The following is a 17850-nucleotide window of genomic DNA, read 5'->3' on the forward strand; positions in this document are numbered from 1 at the left end:
TTTCACAGGCAGGTTATGACCCAATCACACCCCAGCATATTAGTCGGGCCTGGACAGCGCTCTCACCCACTAGAGTGGTCTGGTACTCCGCAGACATCTCGATATTGTCCTTGATGAACGCCTCCAGCTCGACGAGGAACTCCTCGACCGGCCAGTCGCCGAGTGCAGTGTAATCGGGGTGTTCCCGGAAGGTTTCTCGCAACACTCTGTCTTCGTCCGTGTGCTCCAACTTCACTCGATCGAGCTGGTCGAACAGCGCATTCGTCCATTCCCCGACTGTATCGTGTTCATCTACGGGTGCGGGTTGATCGCCGTACTGTGGCAGAATTCGCATCTGCATCATATCGAGGAGCATCTCCTGTGTGGCCGACTGACCACCGCCACTGAACACCTCTTCGACCTGACCTTCACGTATCTCCTCTAACCGCTCGGAGAGATGCTCCTCGATTGACTCTCTGTTCGCTAACACCCTGTCGGTGTTTCCGGATAGTTGTTTACCCTCGGTTTCCGGTGTAATGCCGAGTGCGCCAACGGGTCGTTCCTTCAGATCACCAGTGAAAGGCTTGTAGTACAACGCTCGCCGCACACGTCCGAGCGGCGCATCCTCCGGTTCACCGGTGTCTTCGTTCTCGAACCACAAATGGACGAGACCGAATACACCTGGACGCGGGCCGCTTTCGTGGTCAATGGCGTTCGTGTAGAGGAACTCACGGTCATTGGTGTGCTCCTCGAAGTAGTCCTCCGCGAACTCGAAGTCTTCAGAAGCGAGTCCATAGTCGTCGTTCAGCTCTTGCTTGAGTAACACGCGCTCGAATGCCGCGTTTTCGTCGCTTCCGGCGTTCCGTAGCAGTGGATTCTTCGAAGTGTCGTCCAGTTCGTTGTAGTCTGTCACCTCCCGGGACTCCCGAATCGAGGACTCGATCTCCTCTATCTCCAGTTCGCCGATGGTCTTCTCTGTCTCGACTCCTGCCTTCTCCAGCACCGCATCTTCGTTCGGGTCAAGGATGTTGTTCTCCTTCCCGACGATGAGGGCAATGTCGTTGATTTTCGCCTGCAAGCGCTGGAGAAGCTTGATTGCAGCCTCGATGTCTCCATCAGGATAGAAGTTGTGTACATACTTGTCCGCGGTCGATCCGATGCGGTCGATGCGACCGACCCGCTGGACGATTCGCATGGGGTTCCACGGAAGGTCGTAGTTGACGACGACCGAGATGTCCTGAAGGTTCACACCTTCGCTGAGGGTGTCCGTTGCGACCACGTACTGCAACTCCGTCTCCTCACTTTCAGCTAGTGTCTGCTGGTATCCTGATGCTTCTGGAGCGAACCGTTTGATGATGTCCTGTTTGTTCTCGTCACCGCCCTTTACAACCGCACTGTTCTCCATCGTCATGGGTGACGATTCGTTTTCGACGAGCGTTCTGTGGACGTAATCTGCGGTCGCACGGTACTGGGTGAAGATGAGTACTTTTTGCTCGTATCCGTTCAGAACCTCGGCTAACCGGTCAATCTTGGGGTCACGGAACTCGCGGAGCGCGAACACGGCTTCGTAGAAGTCCAATGTGGCGCTATCGGATTCACTCAAATCGTGTCCGGGATAAAGGATGGGGTTCGGATCATCTTCAGGTACGTCCGGAAGGACTTTTGCACCGTGGTCATCGAGCCAGTGCTCCAGTTCGACCTCCAAGTCCGCGACAGCTCCAGAGTCACGGGCTACCCGACCGATGAACCGGGAGAGGAAGTACGCAAGGAGCGTCAGGTCTTCGCGAATGTACGTTTTCACCTCTCCCACCGTGGCATCGGCTAGTTCGTCGTCTGAATCGCCCCCATCTGCTTGGAGGGCACCACTGTCGAACCCAAATTCCTCAAGCGTTTGCTCCAGGTCTTCAGCCGCGTCTGCTCCCTCAACGAAATCCTCTAATGTCGTTCCTGGCTCATCGCCACCCATGGTACGCAGTACATCGATATCTTCCTCCTCGGGGAGCCCGTCGAGGAATCCAAGAAGCGAACGCTCACTCTCGTGTAGCGTCTGTACTGATTGGACGAAGGCGTAAGTGGAGGACTCGAGACGTTTCAGCAGGTTGAGCTTGTACAGTGCTTTCAGTGTGCCCCCTGCCTGCGGGTTCTTGATGGTGATGTGTGGGAGGTGGAGCGCATCCATCACGTCTGGAAGCATCCGGTAAATGGGCTGGTAGGCGGGAGGCAGTGAGTACTGCTCCTTGTTCAGTTCTGGTGGCTTGAAACTCATCTCGAACTCGTCTTGATCGGTCAGCGTCTCTTTGACGTGCTTTCGAGTTCGGAGCACCATCACCTCGTTTAGTATCTCGGAGATCTCGTCCGAGTGGCGCTTCAGCTGTTCTGTCATCTGACGCTGCTCCTCCTCAGAGGCCTCCTCTTTCCCAGCAGCAACTCGCTTACGTTCCGCAGCGAGATCGATATAGTCGTCAAAAGCACTGAATTTCAGCGAGGCCTTGTTCATTAGCTCGTTTCCGTCGGTGAACAACCCGATGAGATTCTTGAGGTCGCTGGCTGAATTATTGATTGGCGTCGCAGTCAGCATTATCATCGTGTTACTCCGGAGGACTCGAACGTTCGCATGTCGTCGGGTTCCTTTGTAATCGTCGTCGTCAACGGGGTTTGGTTCCCACTTGCCGTAGTTTCGGAACCGGTGAGCCTCGTCGATGAGCACTACGTCAAATTGGCTATCTAGTGCATTTACCTCCTCGTAGGTGAGGTTCTGGAACTTGCTGATGCTCATGACTCGCAAGTGTTCACCATCGACCTCGAGGCCGAAGAACGGTTCTCCGTCCTCGTCTGTCGCGTCCTGGAGTAGGTCACGCCACTGGTCGGTCAGGTTGGCCGGGACGATAAGGAGACATCGGTCGCCTTGTTCACGGTAGTCGTATAGGAGTTCGCTCCCGATGAACGACTTCCCCAAACCGACTGAGTCGGAGATTATACAGCCATTGTATTGCGAGAGCTTCGTCTTTGCACTCTCGTAGCCGAGCGTCTGGAAGTAGTAGAGTGGGCTGTCACGGACGCTGACGTTACCGTTCAGCTCATCATAGGCGAGGAGTTTGTACATCTCGAACGGCTCCAGATACGTTCCAACATCTTCCCTGCCCGGGTCTCCAATGTCCTCCTTCTGCTGTTCTTTCCACTGCTGGTATCGCTCGCTCTCCTCGATAATATCGATGATTTCCTCAGAGAACTCCTCGCCGTTAGCCCATTGATTGTCGTACCAATCCTCGAATGCCTCTGCATCGCTACCGTTCTTACTGGTCAAGTTGAGCTCGATGTTGTGACGGTGACCGGACTGTGAGAAGTTCGATGACCCTACAATAGTCACCGCGCCCCTCTGATCTTGGTCACCCTCGCGCAGACTCGGGTCCTCTGTTGCCCCCCGGAAACACGCTCCTTTTGCGTGGAAATATCCTGAATCAGGATTTCGAACTCGGACGTCAACAAGTCCTTCTGCAACGAAGTCACGAAGACGATCCAGCCGCTCTACTTGTGGGTTGTTCAAGTCATCAATATCCTGCACCAGTTCTTCCTCAAACTGTTCGCGAAGGGTCTGCCCTTCACTTACCTCTTCAACGGTGCTTCGGTCGGTCTTTCGCCCCATAAGGATTCGAAATGGGGCTTGTCCGAGTTCATCTGGGTCGCGGAGATTATCGAGATCTTCCTTGAACAGGTCGAACCCGGATAGGTAGAAATAGCCAGTCGCGATACGGATCTCCTCGCACTCGGGGATGACGGTCTTGTAAACATCTTCGAGCGTCTTGTTCGTGTTATCCACAAGTGCATCAAGCGAGGGCAACATCAGATGAGTAGCAAGTCGGATTACAATATCATCATACTTTCCCTAGAATCGGTAACTCAGGACTTCATCTCTGGTTTTCAGTGCGGATTGCTGCTCGGGAGACTTACTGCACAGTCTCGAGTTACACGAAGCTGCATCGTGTGTTATTTCGAAACCTCAAGAGGAGATTGTGGAATGAGCGATTTCACATCGTCGGGAGTCTAGGTTTTGATTTGGATAATACTCGTGAGCTGGTGGGGAGTCTACAATCCTTGGATTTGGGGGACACACGATTCGATGTCAGCCAGACATGACCTCGGTGTCGCATGGGCGGCGATACCCTATAGTCCGCTTATAAAGGAATGGGCAAATGAAATTCATGTTGTCATGTTAATTCCCCGACGTAGGGGGAGAGAGTGCCAGTTCCAGTCCGCGGCTCCGAAAGGGGGGTCGGGAAGGGTTGGAAGTACTACTGCGCGAGCACACGCTTATTACAATAGACAACAGACCACTACCGTACTAGCGAAAAAAGAAATTAATTTACAAGGTGTCTGGGGGGGTAGGTAAGTAACTGCTTCTACCTTTCCAGCCTCTCGAGATACCTACCCCCCTCTCGCGGCTCTGCACTGGAACTACCACTCTCTCTCTCCCCATAGTAACAGCCAAGAGACCAGTCTCTTTTATTTCATTTTCTGCATTGGGTGGTGAAATACACACAAAGATGCTAGAAATTGTTGTGACCTTGACGTTGTAATCTCCGCGCTTGATTGTTCCTCAGTAGGTGCTAGTTCGTTTGGACCGTCTGCCTCCACTGCCGATTCAGCCTTGGGGTTCAATTGGACAAAGTGGTTTTCTGAACTGCGAAACTCTGGTTGCTGCAAAGAACTCCTGATGGGGTAGGAACGGCAACTTCGAGAGGCTTGGATTTGGTTCGTCTACATCCTTCTCCGCAGCCTGGTTAGCATTATACCCGAGATCCTGTCTGTTCTTTTGTCACGGCCTTCGGTTGTATACCATCTACACGTTTGCTGAATCTGTAGCTTACTCCGGAAACCCCGGTTTCTGGAGTGGGACCCAATAGCCCTATATCTAGTCCTTGTGTAAGGTCTGGTAAGAGAAATGCCGAAAACAAACCAGACAAGAGTCAATCAGGGTAGCAACGGTCAGTATAAGGTTACTATTCCCAAGGCGTTCGCCGACAGTCTCGACCTCGACGGAAAAACAGTCGAATGGAACCTCGCCAGTTCCTCGAAGCTCACCATGGAGGTCGTTGAAGAAGATGAGTAACCCTCGGGCCATCGGTTATACTCGTCTCTCACAGACCAGTGACACCAGCATTCCAGACCAGAAACAAGAGATTCGAGACCTCGCCGCACGAGAGGGGTTCAGTCTGGTAAAAATCTACAATGATGGCGAACGCTCCTCGGGTTTTGACGCAACTCGTCCCGAGTACCTTGAGATGCAGGCGTACCTCGAATCAAACGATGTGGATGTACTCCTCGTTCGAGACCGCGACCGTCTTTCCCGAGACAAGCGGGAGCGCTCCATCCTCTATTACGACCTCGACGAGTGGGGTGTTGAGCTGTGGACAACTGTCGATGGCCAAGTTGAGCTCAGTGACGACGAATCATGGCTCATTGAGATGATTCGAAACTATATGGATGACGTGGCTAAGCGACGTGAAATACAGAAAGCGAAACAGAAGGTCCGTGAACGTGTTGAAAGTGGGTACTGGCAGGGCCGCCCTCCGTTCGGGTTCCAGTTCGATACAGACAAAAAGTATCTTGAACCTGATTCAGAAAAGTTCCAGATTGCGCTTACTGTGATAGGACTGTGGGAGGATGGTGCGACTTGGTCAGAGATTGGTGACGAAACCGGCGTCAGCAATGGTACTATCTCTAGAATTTTGAACAACAAAGAACGATATCTTACTTACTCTGAGTAGGCATATTTGTTTGAGGATTCGTCGATTTCGACATCAGATATAGGACGTGCTACCAGTAGATGGCCACAGGCTTGACTTCGAAAACAGGTTCAATATTTTTTTGGTCATCATCAACCTGGACTTTTGAGTCTTCCAATGCATCTATCGCTTGATTCCGCAACTCCAAGCGTGTCCCCGAATCGACTTCATCGAGATCCGTCTGATCAATAAATACATCGGTATATGTCTCAAGAAGGGCTTTTTTCGCTTCCCTCCCACTTTCGTAATCATCGACATTAACGGACTCAAATACTTGATTCACTATCGAGTCAGTGAGGGAATCATTTACTGACTCACCAGTTTCAGTCTCAAGTAACGAAGCATAATGGTAGACGAGAGCGGAGTGAACGGTTGGATTGGTTGTACCGGTTTCTCCATTCTGAAGGTCAATATCAACAAGTTCAGTCCGTGCTTCACTCAACCCATTCTCCATGAGACTGTTAAGCTGCTCAGCCGCGTTTCCGGGAAGACTGTTTAAGACCTGAGTAATTTTTAGTGGGTACCACGTCCCCACATCCACCGAGGTAATTCGACAATACATTACGAACTCCTCGTCATCAAAAAGCGTATCAATTGGGTCTGCTCGGAGATTTTCCAACTCAAGTTGGGCTACTAAAAGTACTTCCGAATCTGGACTCGGAGTTTCACTTTCTTGAAGAGGTTGTAGACTTCTTGTGTCCTCAGACACCAATTCATAATTGGTCGCGGTTCCTATGACTGGTATTGAGCCCCCAATACTTTCGCGGATTAGTGTGAGCATCTGTTTCGTATCTGGATCGAATTGCTCGGGAGCAACGTCGTAGAAGTACTCTATCGCTCGGTATAGGCGGAACAAAAGGTTAGCTTGGAGATCGACTCGCAGTTCAAGCACATCCCCTCGTTCAAAATCTGAAAGGTATACTTCTCCAAGATCATTTATTTCGCGACTCTTCTTGAGGTTTCCAAGAGAAACTCGCTTCTTCACAGCGTTGCTCTGATACAACTGCGTGAATCTTGATTGGCCTGATTCAAGAGAACTGACAGTCTCATTAGCAGATTGCTGTCGGTTCTGACCATTCGCCCTTACATTCCCAGATGCAACCCCGGCATCCGCAGAAATCCCCCCACCAAATTGTCTTGTCTTCTCTTTCAGCGATTTGTTTGATGTCTCAACAGGGATGCCCCCTTCGCCAGTCGAGGCAAGTAGGCTGCGAACGCTCAGTTCATCTAGGTAGATAAATTCCCGCAGGGAACCGAACCCCTCTTGTTCACTGTTTGATTCGCCAGTATGCTGACCGAAGAGCCAATACTTCCAATAGCCCATCATTCTTCCTCCTTCCGCTGTTCTCGCGCCTGCCGTCGTTTCCTTTGGCTGTCAATCCTTTCGAACGCGATTTGAATATCCTCTTCATCTATAACTGTTCGACCATCCTCTGCTGCTGTTATTCCTGCCCGTTGGACTAAACTTTGTAAGTCCGCGCCTGACCACCCCTCTGTTCGGCTAGCGATATCTGCCGTATCCACGCGGTCTGATGTCGGTTTTCCTTGGAGAATCACTTCTAGAATCTCTTGCCGGCCTTTTGCCGTGGGCAACTCAAATTCAACTTCCTCACCGAAACGACCTGATCGACGTACAGCTGGATCGATTGCATCTGGTCGATTTGTTGCTCCAATCACAACAACATTTCCTCGATCCTCCAAACCGTCAAGAGCGTCGAGGAATTGGGCTACAATACGACGTTCTGTTTCGTCAGCGCCACTGCGGCGGGGAACAATACTATCTATTTCGTCAATAAACACAATGGCTGTGGTGTCTTCTTTAGCAGCCTTCGATTCTGCTGAGTTGAAGAGTTTCCGAATTTGCTGCTCGCTTTCACCGTAATACTTGCTGACAATTTCTGGGCCACCAATGCTGAAAAAGAATCCTTCCAACTCGTTTGCAATCGCCTTCGCAACCATCGTTTTTCCTGTGCCTGGAGGCCCGAAGAAAAGGAGGCCGCGTTTTATGTCCAGATTCAATTCATCAAACTCCTCGGACCGTTCCCTAGGTATAAATACTGCCTCGCGCACTCTCTCTTTGACTCTTCGAAGACCTCCAATATCCGCAAACGAAATCTCCGGAAGTTGCTCTGGACGAAAATCCTTCCCCGTCTCTTCCTCTATTGCGTCCTCTTCGCCACCAAGATTTATCGAGATCGTTCCAACTTCGACATCTGGTTTTGGTGTAATCTCAACCGGGTCATCACTGATGATACGACAGAAACTATTTGCTTGAGATAGCTCAATCGTATTCCCTACCTCAACAGAATCAATTTCATTGCACGGTATCGATCTCACACCGTTTTCGGTTCTGACTACTAAGGTCTCTTCAAGAACTTCTTCAACGACTCCCACTGATCTGTGGTGCCGCCATCCTTGTTTCTTAGCGATCTCAGTTATGACCCGGCTCCCCCTGACTGAATCTGTTATGACCAAATCACCAGGTTCGACATCGGTGACCTGTGATTCCACTGTATCATTGTCCCCATCGGTATATCCGATTATGTATTTCCCATCGTCCGCTACATCATTAACGGAGGCAATAGTGGTCACCATCTATTCCAACTCCCATTGTGATATCGTATCAACATACCGGATTGAGAAGGGTAGAATATATACGTATGTGGGTTTGTCACTATTTCCTCCGAAAACAACTTACGTTCATGGGAGGCCCACCCCGTGAAGACGAAAATCAGTCGAACAACACGCTGAGAAGAACCCCTAATCGAGAGCGGACGGAATCCACCTCATCTCTTAGCACCTCCCCCGATCTATGGTGAGCCATCCACCGTCTCTCGGCACGGTTCATATCCTCTATCCGTTCAATCGTCTTCTGATCAAGGGTCACCTTGTCGGTGAGAACAGCCAACAAATTAGGTGTCCGACCAGCTAAATTGAACTTCTGTCCATTACGTTCTTTTTCAACAACATCGAACCCCTCTCGATCTTCTAGGTAGGCGATCATCACCCACTCAAATGCATGAATATACATCGCGAGAGCCGGACGCCAGAGCTCTTTCTTGTAACACTTGTCACCGTCATTAATATGCTCAATTGCTTCCTTCCCATATTTCATTTCCACGAGTTGTTCACGGGTCGGGTGTGGAAGGATTCTCTCGCGTGGAGACGGGTTCGGAGGTCCAGAAAAGGAAATTCCCTTCCCTTTGAAAAACTGCGTAATTCGGTCAGGCCCCCAAGGGAATGCCTCCCCACAAGATCGACAATAATCTTCAGCACGCCAGTCATCGGACTTGTCTTGGTGAGTTTCTCTCCAAGCAAGAACAGATTTGGCTTCACAAGCTGGGCAATCATCGTGTACGTCCTTACCACAGTGCTGGCATTTCGCTTGGTTAACTAGGTTTGAATGGTCGGCCTTCCAGTCAATAATATGTCCGTTTGAACAGATGGCCGCAGGGTTGACTTTTCCCATGGCTGTCTTGACCGTGCCTTTTGAACACAGTTATAAGATTCGTCCCATCGTTGTATCGGGCGAACCTCCACCAGCATTCTGCCCGCTTCTAAAGTAACACAAAGAAGTGGGGACACCCCTCGTTGTGAGTGGAAACCACCGATAAAGCCCTTAAAACGGACAAATTCAGAAAATAGTTCCTGAATCTCGGTGTGGGTGGTGACCCACCCCTCAGTGTATGGATCAAGACCCGACCATTACAGATTTGATAACACAGAGATAGTTCACTCTCAGACATTTGGAATTCTTATTTTGTGTTGGTGATGAATTCGGTGATGAATTCGGTGATGGAATTGAGGGCCCGGAGGTCTTCTCGGTTATACTGTTTTAGTTTGTCCCACTCAGGTTCCGAGCCGCCATTTTTGTACTGCGTATAGAGTAGACCAACAAGGAAGCCGTCAAGATCGCTGGTCGGCGTCCAGTCGCTGACGTTCATCGCGACACTCCCAAGGTGGTAGTCCGGAAAGTCACCGAAGAGTTCCTGTTGGGCATAAATCCCGAGATCCCAGTATGTGACCTGTGACCTGAGTGATCCGAAGCCATGGGAACTGAGTGATTCCTCAAGGCAAGTTTCGTCGAAGTTGTTCCCGCCGTAGTAGATGAGCGTCGGGTCGTCGTAATTAGCGACAAACGAGCGCAGGTCTGCGAGCAGTTCTTCCTCGTCGTCAGTATCGAAAAACTGTGTGATGGTGTCAGTAGTGGTGTCGTAGAAGCCAGCTAGGAATATTTGGCTTTGGTCGAGGTCGGTCTCTAGGTCAAACAGCAGTACCGAATCGTCAAAAACCGGTGAGAGGTTCTCGGGGGTGTAGATGGTGGGTGTGTCGGTTCGGATAGCATCAGCTTGAGCAAGCCAACGGTCAGCGTGCCAAGCACTCGATCCAGGGAGGTCAATCAGCGTCCGTCTGTTCGCGGATGTGATGTCGTCGAGGGTGTTGATGGCCTTCTCCTCCATATGCTTGAGGCGGCTAGGGCCGACTTGAATGAGCCGTAGCAGTTCCGATTTGGGGGTGTCTGGAAGTGTCCCAGTGGTTATGTCTGGGTCGGATGCTGAGAGGTCGATGGTAGCGTAACGTGCATCGGCACCAAGGTCATCGTGGCAGGCGATATTTAGGACAGGAACGCGGCTGTGAACGGCTCTCCGCCCGCCCATGAGATGGCAGTGACCACATACTACTACGGTTGGTGAATAAGTGGTGATGGCGTCTGCGACGGAGTGTGAGCCGATTGGACGCTGCCCAAAGCGCCTGGCGTAATCGAGAGTGCCGAACGGAGGTGTGTGAGTGATTAGACACACTTGCGTCGCATCCGCGACGGCCTCGAACTGCCGAGCGAGGTGTGTCTCGATCTCGTCTTCCGAATAGAGAATATGTCCGGGAGTGTTCTCCAAGCTGCCTTCCTGGCCGATGAACGCCGTGTCGTCAATGACGTACGGTTCCTTGTGAACGTCGTGGACGTTGGATGGCTCGAATAATGGCGCAGCTGCTCCCGGGAGGTCATCGTTACCGCAGACAGCGAAGGCGTTCCCAGTGGTAGTGGCTGCTCCCAGTTCAGCGAGGTGATTTGTATCTCCGTCGTGGAATCGGTTAAGGTCGTCTCCAGCATACACGATTGCGTCGATATCATCGCGACCATCAAGTGCCTCGTACAGGAGGTTGATATCTTGGACACGCCAATCCGACACCGCAAGCAACTTCATCCTATCCTCTGCTGTGAGTTCCTAGATTACAAACATTCGCATCAATACTGTCGCTCTCGCCCCGCCCTAGCCGGCTAGCAGTTCAACCAGAACAACCTCAACCATCACTAAAACTCTCCTCGTATGGGATATCGAGACGTCACGAACCACCAACGAGGCACGCTCAGCGAAACGCTCGTCACCAGCCCTTGTTGTGAGTGGATAAGACTCAGCATCACAGACACACGTCACCGTTTCAATTCACACCAACGCATCACTGTCACCTGTAGTCGTACACCACAGTAACAGCTCATTGCCACAGCGAGCATCAAGGTCTGTCTGGAGAGCGTCAGAGAAAAGTACTACACCGGCGGAACTTGGTGCGGTTATTCAGTTTTGGGATAGAAGATGTGATCGTAGTCGTAATACGTTAATTGGTAAATGTCGTTCAATGCGCCTGCGACCTCCTTCGTCACCTCTGCTGGCTCAAATAATTCGTCTCCTTCATCTTTTGTCGGTAGCTCATCAGCACTCCAGGTTCGGGTGAGTAGCAATCGTCGCCCCCACTCAGAATCGTCGTAGGAGGAATCCCCGAGCTGCTCAAGGAAGGGCTCAAGATCATCATCAGGGCCTAGTCTGTCTCCCAGGCTGTAGCTGGTTGTGTATGGCTGAAGTTGGTTCTCTCGAATAATCTCGAGAACCAAGTCTCTCTGTTCATGCAGAATCTTCCGGAAGACATCGTCTTTGACTTTGCCAGTGGCCGTAGTCATCATATAGCCAGCTCTGATGGTGCCCGTTCTCGAATTGAAATCTAAAATCAGATAGTTTTCGTGGGACTGCCTGGTCGCACGTCCAGGAGTGTCACCGCGAGGGATATAACTGAACCACAGGTTTCTGGGCATATTCTCCCAACTCTTCGTTGGGAATGTTTTCTGGCCCGATGCAATCCCTCCAGAGACACCACGTCTGAAGAATCGCCAAAAGCGAACTTCCTCAGTGAGATAGCTCTCAACGTCTTTTCTGAACGAATTGATTTCGCTGTAGTACTGTTTTCGCACCTGATACGCCTGTTCCAACTGTCCTGACAATGATTGTGAGTCCTTCATGAGAGCGAATCCTCCAAACGGGGCAAATCCGTTGTCCTCGAATATCTGGATAAGCATCGCCATTACACTCTGGTCGGTCTTGTTCACCGCCTCCGAATCCACGTTGAGTAACGCCGAAGCAAGATCTCTCCAACTGCACCACAGAAAGTCATCCGGTGGTATACCGGTTCGATCGATGATATTTCGGGGTGGCTGGCTGTCATCTGTGACATGCCACAGTCGAAGGGATTCCGAGCTCCATCCCTCAATGAGATCATCATATTCATCAGAGAGTTGGTTTGGCCTGGTATGGTCATCGAGTTTGGCCTCGACCATGACGGTAAGATTCTGTCCGTCTTCGATGATAACGTCCGGCTCTCGCCGATTTACAGTCTCGTGAAAAGTGAATTCAGGTTCTGACTGTACACTGACACCCAATGCTGCTTGCTTGAAAATCTCGTTTAGCGCCTCCGTACTCAGTAGCTCAAGACTGCCGAAGACGGCCTTTGTGAGGTCGTCTTCCTTCGAGACGTCTATGAACTCATTTACAAGCTCAAATTGAGACATTCACCATTCCCTGGAGTGGCCAACACATTCCGGAGATAAAACATCGATGGCAAAAAACAAGAGCGTGCTACAATTTCGGAGGAGCCACTGCGGCCCCCTTTACTACGACAAAACTACCCGCTCTCAACTAACCGCAGTGAACCAGAACGCCCTATAACCTACTCCTCATCGCAGGATAAATTATCGGCTCGATGATGACCATATCGTGCTTGCAGCACACAATCCCATCCTCAACACTGGCCACACCAAGCTCTGTCAGCCACTCCAAATGCCGCTCTGATATTTCATTAACCGGTATGTCTTCCCGGTTCAATCGCTCGATCAAGATCAATTCACTCTCACCGATGTGATCAATCTGGTTCCGCCGGAGCACCAGCACATCACCCCATCCTGCGCGGTTCAGTGCAGCAGCGAGATTACCGATAGTGATTAATGGTAGTATCAGTGCTCACGACAATAACACCCGGGTCGAGCCTGCGATGTCACAGTCACGTATCACAGCCACAGTTCACACTCACACATCACAGTCACCTGAACCGCCACAAACAGCACCCACAAACGTATAGTTCATGGATTTATTCGTTCCCTTCGACTCTAAAGAGTATGTGAAGATGACTGGCAACACCTACGAAAACGACGATGAGACTGAAGAAGCCGCTGCCGATATCATCGAAGAGGCAGCCGAGATGGGTGACCGAGGTGCAAAGTCCCCACCAGAAGGACAGATGTGTGCCCGCTGCGAAGGGGACGCAGTCCCCTGGCCAGGAGACGAATGGCTCTGCGAGGAACACCAACGAGAGTATTTCGAGGAACGGCACGGCTAAGGAGCCCAATCCGCTCTCAGTGACTACCGCCGCGGATTCTTCATAAGGCTCCACTTGTGCTCCGACATGTCTGTTCCATCTTGGAATCGGTCGGTGATCATCGGTCTGGTTGCACAAGAAGTTCCGGAGGGACGACGGTGTATTCTACGTAAAACTCGTCCAAACCGATTGCTTTCGCTATCATACATCGATGGTGGCCGTCCGTGGTAACGAAAAAACGGTCACCACGCTGTTGAAGCACTGGGGGCCACGAATTTTCCAACCCCAAATTCTTCTCAAGTATACACACCAGAATTCTCTTGATGCGGTGCGTCTCCAACCGATCTGACATCCCAAGCGAACCCGCAATTGCAGAAGGATTGATATAGCTCTGATATTCGGGCAATAAGCCTTCTTTCCGTTCCTCATCGATGGTGCAGTTAGGCTCTTCCCATGAGTCCACGACATCGGTAGGGGATTCAACATCACCCTCGTGCGTACGTTTTAGTAGAGATATTGCTCGGTGACATTGTCTTGGTGTCAGAGAGAGGGTTTCTCCGGAGGGCCTCTGCATATCTACCGTGAATCAGAACAAGATAATAAACATATTCACCAGATAAACCCCGCTTAGAACCGATACACAACAAGCCCCGTTATCGATACCAAGTGCAGAACTGATCTGGAGACTGGTTTAATCAGTCTATTCTGGAGGGTACAGCGAACCTTTGGCAGATTCTGTCATTCGGAACTACCGCTTCTTGGTGGGACAGCCAAGTAAGAGGCTCAGATGGATCCGGTCAGACTGCGTTCGCCCGCGGTACTGTCTGGGGTGGTGGACGGTCAAATACGATCGAGCTTTTAGGAAATCACTTCCTCGACATCTCCGTTCTGAGCGCACCCACTATTTCATTAATAAGCAGTTCGCTTAGACGGCGTCAAACGCCTACATTCAACGAGTATAATGGGAGGCTCCACCATATATTTTACAATCTCACATAATGGATTTCATCTACCTGAACAAGGTCGAACAGCGCCAGAACAGGTAGCCGAGATCGGCGGTCACGGGAGTCCTATCCGACGATTCCAAGGATACCGAGAGTCCACCGAACGATCTCAGAGGTAGCCAACAGGGCACCTTCCAACCGGGACAGGACTCGCCCCGTCCAGAGGGCAGCGACCAACAGGAGAGAGATTCCAGCCAACCACGCGAACGTTTGCAGTGCCAGGCCGCTCACGGCGAGTGGACGAACGACCGCCGCAACGCCCAGGATTGCCGTGAGATTGTAGATATTGCTGCCGATCACGTTTCCGACCGAGACACCGAGGCTCCCCCGCTTGATTGCCACCAGCGAGACGGCGAACTCCGGGGTCGACGTCCCCGCTGCGACGATGGTCCCGCCGATGACCCACTCGGAGATGCCGACGCCGCGGGCTAACTCCGATGCAGCCAGCACCATGTAATCACCGCTCACCAGCACCAGCGCCAGACCACCAAGCAAGAGTCCGACATCGCGCCCGCGGAATGTCACACGTTCGGTCGCTGCGCTGACCACGCCTTCGGTCGCTGCGCTGACCACGCCCCCGTCTCCGGTTAACTGACCGGTGGGTGTCGTCGAGTCCGTCTGGGTGGCACGGAGCAGATAGGCCGTATAGGCGACGAACACGCCTACCAGGAGTGTCCCTTCCAGCCGCGTAATCGTGAGGTCGAAGATCACGATGCCACCGACGAGCATGCTCCCCAGGAGTGCGGCGCCGTCACGATGGACGAGTGATTCTGCAATCGGAATCACCTTCACCAGCGATAGCACGCCCAGGACGAACGCGAGATTGTAGATGTTCGAGCCGAGGACGTTGGCGACCGCGATATCACCGGCCCCTTTGAGCGCAGCGTCGACCGACACCGCCAGTTCAGGTGTCGACGTTCCCATCGCGACGATGGTCAGTCCGATGGTGAGGTCCGAGAGTCCGAACCGTCGAGCCAGCCGTACGACTGCATCGACCAGGAGCCGTGCCCCAATCCACAGTCCCAGTATGGAGAGCAGAATCACACCGATCTGGACGACCGGGCCGCCTTGAACCATCGTCCGTGTCTACTGTCGGTCGGTCAATCAAAGTTGGGCACGCAGTTCACCCCATCGGTCGCAGAAGTTCTATCCACCGTTCTGTACCATGCGTTTCAGCTACCTGGACACGGTCGAACACCGCAGCAAGCGGTAGCCGACTTCGCGTTCCCGAAAGCCTGCCATCTGTCACCACCACACAAGTGACAGGGACTGATAAGTGGCAATGGCGTGATTTTCTCCGCACGAGCAACACGCACCATGCAACTCGTCGAAGCAACCGAGGACGACATCGACACCCTCATCGACTGCTGGTACACCCTCGCATCGGGGATGGAGGACTATTCCAGATTCAACGAACTCGTGTACGACGACCCTGCCGAGGTCCCCGAAGACGGATTCGTGCGCCTCCTCGAAAGCGAGGATGTGACCAACTATCTGGTCGAGGTGGACGGCGAGACCATCGGCTGGGTGACGCTCCGGGAGGGCGAACACCCATCCAGAGAGTACACGAGCTACACCCAGCTCGTCAACCTGCTCATCGATGAGGAGTACCGGAACCAGGGCTACGGTGCCGAGGTCGTCTCGCGGGTGAAGGAACTCGCCAAAGAGAACGACTGTGACCATCTGAAGGTCTCCTGTGAGTGGGCGAACGAGAGTGCGCGACGCTTCTACCGGGACACCGGCTTCGAGGAGAAGCAGGTGGCGTTCGTGCAGGAGATAGAGTGAGAGCGAACGCCAGTCCGTGAGTCAGTCACACACCACCAGTAGCGCTATCACCGTCTTCAGTCTCCGCAGAGACGTGAGGTGATGCGTCGTTACCACGACTATCGGTATCCTCGTCCAGGGAATCGTCCTGGGCGTCTCCATCGCAGCACCCGTCGGCCCCATCGGACTCCTCTGTATCCAGCGAACGCTCGCTGACGGTCGACGCTCTGGGTTCGTCAGTGGTCTCGGCGCAGCGTCGGCAGACGCAGTCTACGGGGCAATCGCGGGATTCGGCATCACGGCGCTATCGTCGGTTCTGCTCGACCACCGGACCGGTATCAGAGTCGCCGGCGGACTGTTACTCCTGTATCTGGGGGCCCAAGCTGTCCGAGCCGAGCCAGCAGACGCGGCAGCTGGCTCGTCCCAAAGCCAGGGACTGACACGGGACTACGTGTCGACGTTCCTGCTGACCATCACGAACCCGGTCACGATCCTCGCGTTCGTCGGCATCTTCGCCGGTGTTGGCGTCGGTGTCTCCGGCGAGTACCTCGACGCTGCCGTCCTCGTGACTGGTGTGTTCACTGGGTCGGCGCTCTGGTGGTTGGTCCTGAGTACCGGCGTGAGCCTGTTTCGCGCTCGCTTCTCCCGTCCCGTCATGCGGCTGGTGAACCGCCTCGCCGGGCTCGTCATCTGCGGGTTCGGTTTGCTCGCGCTCTGGAGTGTACTGTAATCGGGACCGTCGTCGACACCCCCCGTTCTCTCCGTGTGAGAAACTCGCACACGTTGATGGTCTCAGAACACCTCTCTATCCATCATGCCGACAGTACGGACGAACGACATCGAGACTTACTACGAGCGACGCGGAGACGGCCCTGCCATCGTCTTCGTCCACGGGTCCATCGTCGACTCCGGGATGTGGGACGACCAGGTCGCCGCTTTGCGTGACGAGTTCACCACCGTCGTCTACGACGTGCGCGGCCACGGCCGGACCGGCGGGTCGAGCCGGGACCGCTACGACATGGCCCTCTACGCGAGTGACCTGCACGAACTCGTTACTGCACTGGACCTCGACCGTCCCGTCATCTGTGGACACTCGATGGGCGGCCTCGTGGCGCAGGCATACGCCATCGAGTACCCGGACGAGGTCTGCGGGCTGCTCCTCGCGAACACCTTCACACCGACCATTCTCACGCGAAGCGAGTGGTTCCTGCGCCGAGTCGCGATGAACGCGTTCCCCCCACTGGTGCGGGTGGTTGGTATCGAACGCCTCGAACGGTTCAACGTCTGGGTCGCGGAGCGGTTCTCGAAGGGGGTCAGCGGCGACTACGAGCGGGTCGAGATGCTCCGCGAGGACGGGACGACCATCACGACCGCGGAGTTCGGCAAGGTCATCAGGTCGATGGCCCGCGCCCACGAGCACCCGTTCGACCTCTCGGCCATCGGGGTTCCGACACTCATACTCTACGGCGAGAACGAGAAGGGGTTGGTGCGCGACCACGCGAGACTGCTCTCGGACACGCTCGTGGACTGTGCGGTCGACGTGGTCCCCGGCGGTGGGCACGCCTCGAATCTCGACAACCCGGCGTTCTTCTCGGCTGCTGTCCGGCAGTTCGCGAACCGGGCCGTTGGCCGAAACGGTGAAACCGCAACTGGAGAAGACGCCGAGACGACCACGAAGTGAG

General features: G+C 53.2%; 12 protein-coding genes. 5 read left to right on the top strand and 7 right to left on the bottom strand.

Features of this window, described 5'->3' with window-relative positions; genetic code table 11:
- Positions 1-13: 13 nt before the first annotated feature.
- Positions 14-3820 carry a helicase-related protein gene (locus N6C22_RS13135; protein ID WP_261651567.1) on the bottom strand — a complete coding sequence of 1269 codons (3807 nt, stop codon included), beginning with the start codon at positions 3818-3820 and terminating at the stop codon, positions 14-16.
- Between the two features lie 1258 nt (positions 3821-5078).
- Between N6C22_RS13135 and N6C22_RS13140 the strand changes: the two genes are divergently transcribed.
- Positions 5079-5744, top strand: coding sequence for a recombinase family protein (locus N6C22_RS13140; protein ID WP_261651568.1), 666 nt, complete (start codon positions 5079-5081; stop codon positions 5742-5744).
- Between the two features lie 49 nt (positions 5745-5793).
- Here the strand turns inward: N6C22_RS13140 and N6C22_RS13145 are convergent, their stop codons facing one another.
- The 5 genes from N6C22_RS13145 to N6C22_RS13165 all read right to left on the bottom strand — a co-directional run bounded on the left by N6C22_RS13145 (position 5794) and on the right by N6C22_RS13165 (position 12597).
- Positions 5794-7089 carry a hypothetical protein gene (locus tag N6C22_RS13145; protein WP_261651569.1) on the bottom strand — a complete coding sequence of 432 codons (1296 nt, stop codon included), beginning with the start codon at positions 7087-7089 and terminating at the stop codon, positions 5794-5796.
- Complete coding sequence (locus tag N6C22_RS13150) at positions 7086-8357, bottom strand: 26S protease regulatory subunit (protein ID WP_261651570.1); 1272 nt, start codon at positions 8355-8357, stop codon at positions 7086-7088. The genes N6C22_RS13145 and N6C22_RS13150 overlap by 4 nt, the downstream gene beginning before the upstream one ends.
- A gap of 136 nt (positions 8358-8493) precedes the next feature.
- Positions 8494-9231 (bottom strand): DUF2321 domain-containing protein, encoded by a 738-nt coding sequence (locus N6C22_RS13155; protein WP_261651571.1) that lies wholly within the window; start codon positions 9229-9231, stop codon positions 8494-8496.
- 286 nt (positions 9232-9517) lie between these two features.
- Positions 9518-10966 carry a ribonuclease H-like domain-containing protein gene (locus N6C22_RS13160; RefSeq protein ID WP_261651572.1) on the bottom strand — a complete coding sequence of 483 codons (1449 nt, stop codon included), beginning with the start codon at positions 10964-10966 and terminating at the stop codon, positions 9518-9520.
- Between the two features lie 365 nt (positions 10967-11331).
- A complete protein-coding gene (locus tag N6C22_RS13165) occupies positions 11332-12597 on the bottom strand; it encodes a hypothetical protein (protein ID WP_261651573.1) in 1266 nt (421 codons plus the stop codon).
- 569 nt (positions 12598-13166) lie between these two features.
- On the opposite strand from N6C22_RS13165, the gene N6C22_RS13170 reads away from it, so the two are divergent.
- Entirely contained in the window at positions 13167-13421 is a 255-nt protein-coding gene (locus N6C22_RS13170) for a hypothetical protein (RefSeq protein WP_261651574.1), read from the top strand.
- A gap of 1049 nt (positions 13422-14470) precedes the next feature.
- Here N6C22_RS13170 and N6C22_RS13175 read toward each other — a convergent pair.
- On the bottom strand, positions 14471-15481 hold the full coding sequence (locus tag N6C22_RS13175) for a calcium/sodium antiporter (protein ID WP_261651575.1): 1011 nt from the start codon (positions 15479-15481) through the stop codon (positions 14471-14473).
- A 240-nt stretch (positions 15482-15721) separates the two neighbouring features.
- On the opposite strand from N6C22_RS13175, the gene N6C22_RS13180 reads away from it, so the two are divergent.
- The 3 genes from N6C22_RS13180 (at position 15722) to N6C22_RS13190 (ending at position 17849) form a co-directional block, all read left to right on the top strand.
- On the top strand, positions 15722-16189 hold the full coding sequence (locus N6C22_RS13180; protein WP_261651576.1) for a GNAT family N-acetyltransferase: 468 nt from the start codon (positions 15722-15724) through the stop codon (positions 16187-16189).
- Between the two features lie 139 nt (positions 16190-16328).
- Positions 16329-16898: a LysE family translocator gene (locus tag N6C22_RS13185; protein ID WP_261652561.1), complete on the top strand. Its 570-nt coding sequence runs from the start codon at positions 16329-16331 to the stop codon at positions 16896-16898.
- Positions 16899-16982: 84 nt separating this feature from the next.
- Positions 16983-17849 carry an alpha/beta fold hydrolase gene (locus tag N6C22_RS13190; RefSeq protein WP_261651577.1) on the top strand — a complete coding sequence of 289 codons (867 nt, stop codon included), beginning with the start codon at positions 16983-16985 and terminating at the stop codon, positions 17847-17849.
- Position 17850: the final 1 nt, after the last annotated feature.

Origin of the sequence: Haloarchaeobius sp. HME9146, from assembly GCF_025399835.1 — an archaeon.
Classification (GTDB): domain Archaea; phylum Halobacteriota; class Halobacteria; order Halobacteriales; family Natrialbaceae; genus Haloarchaeobius.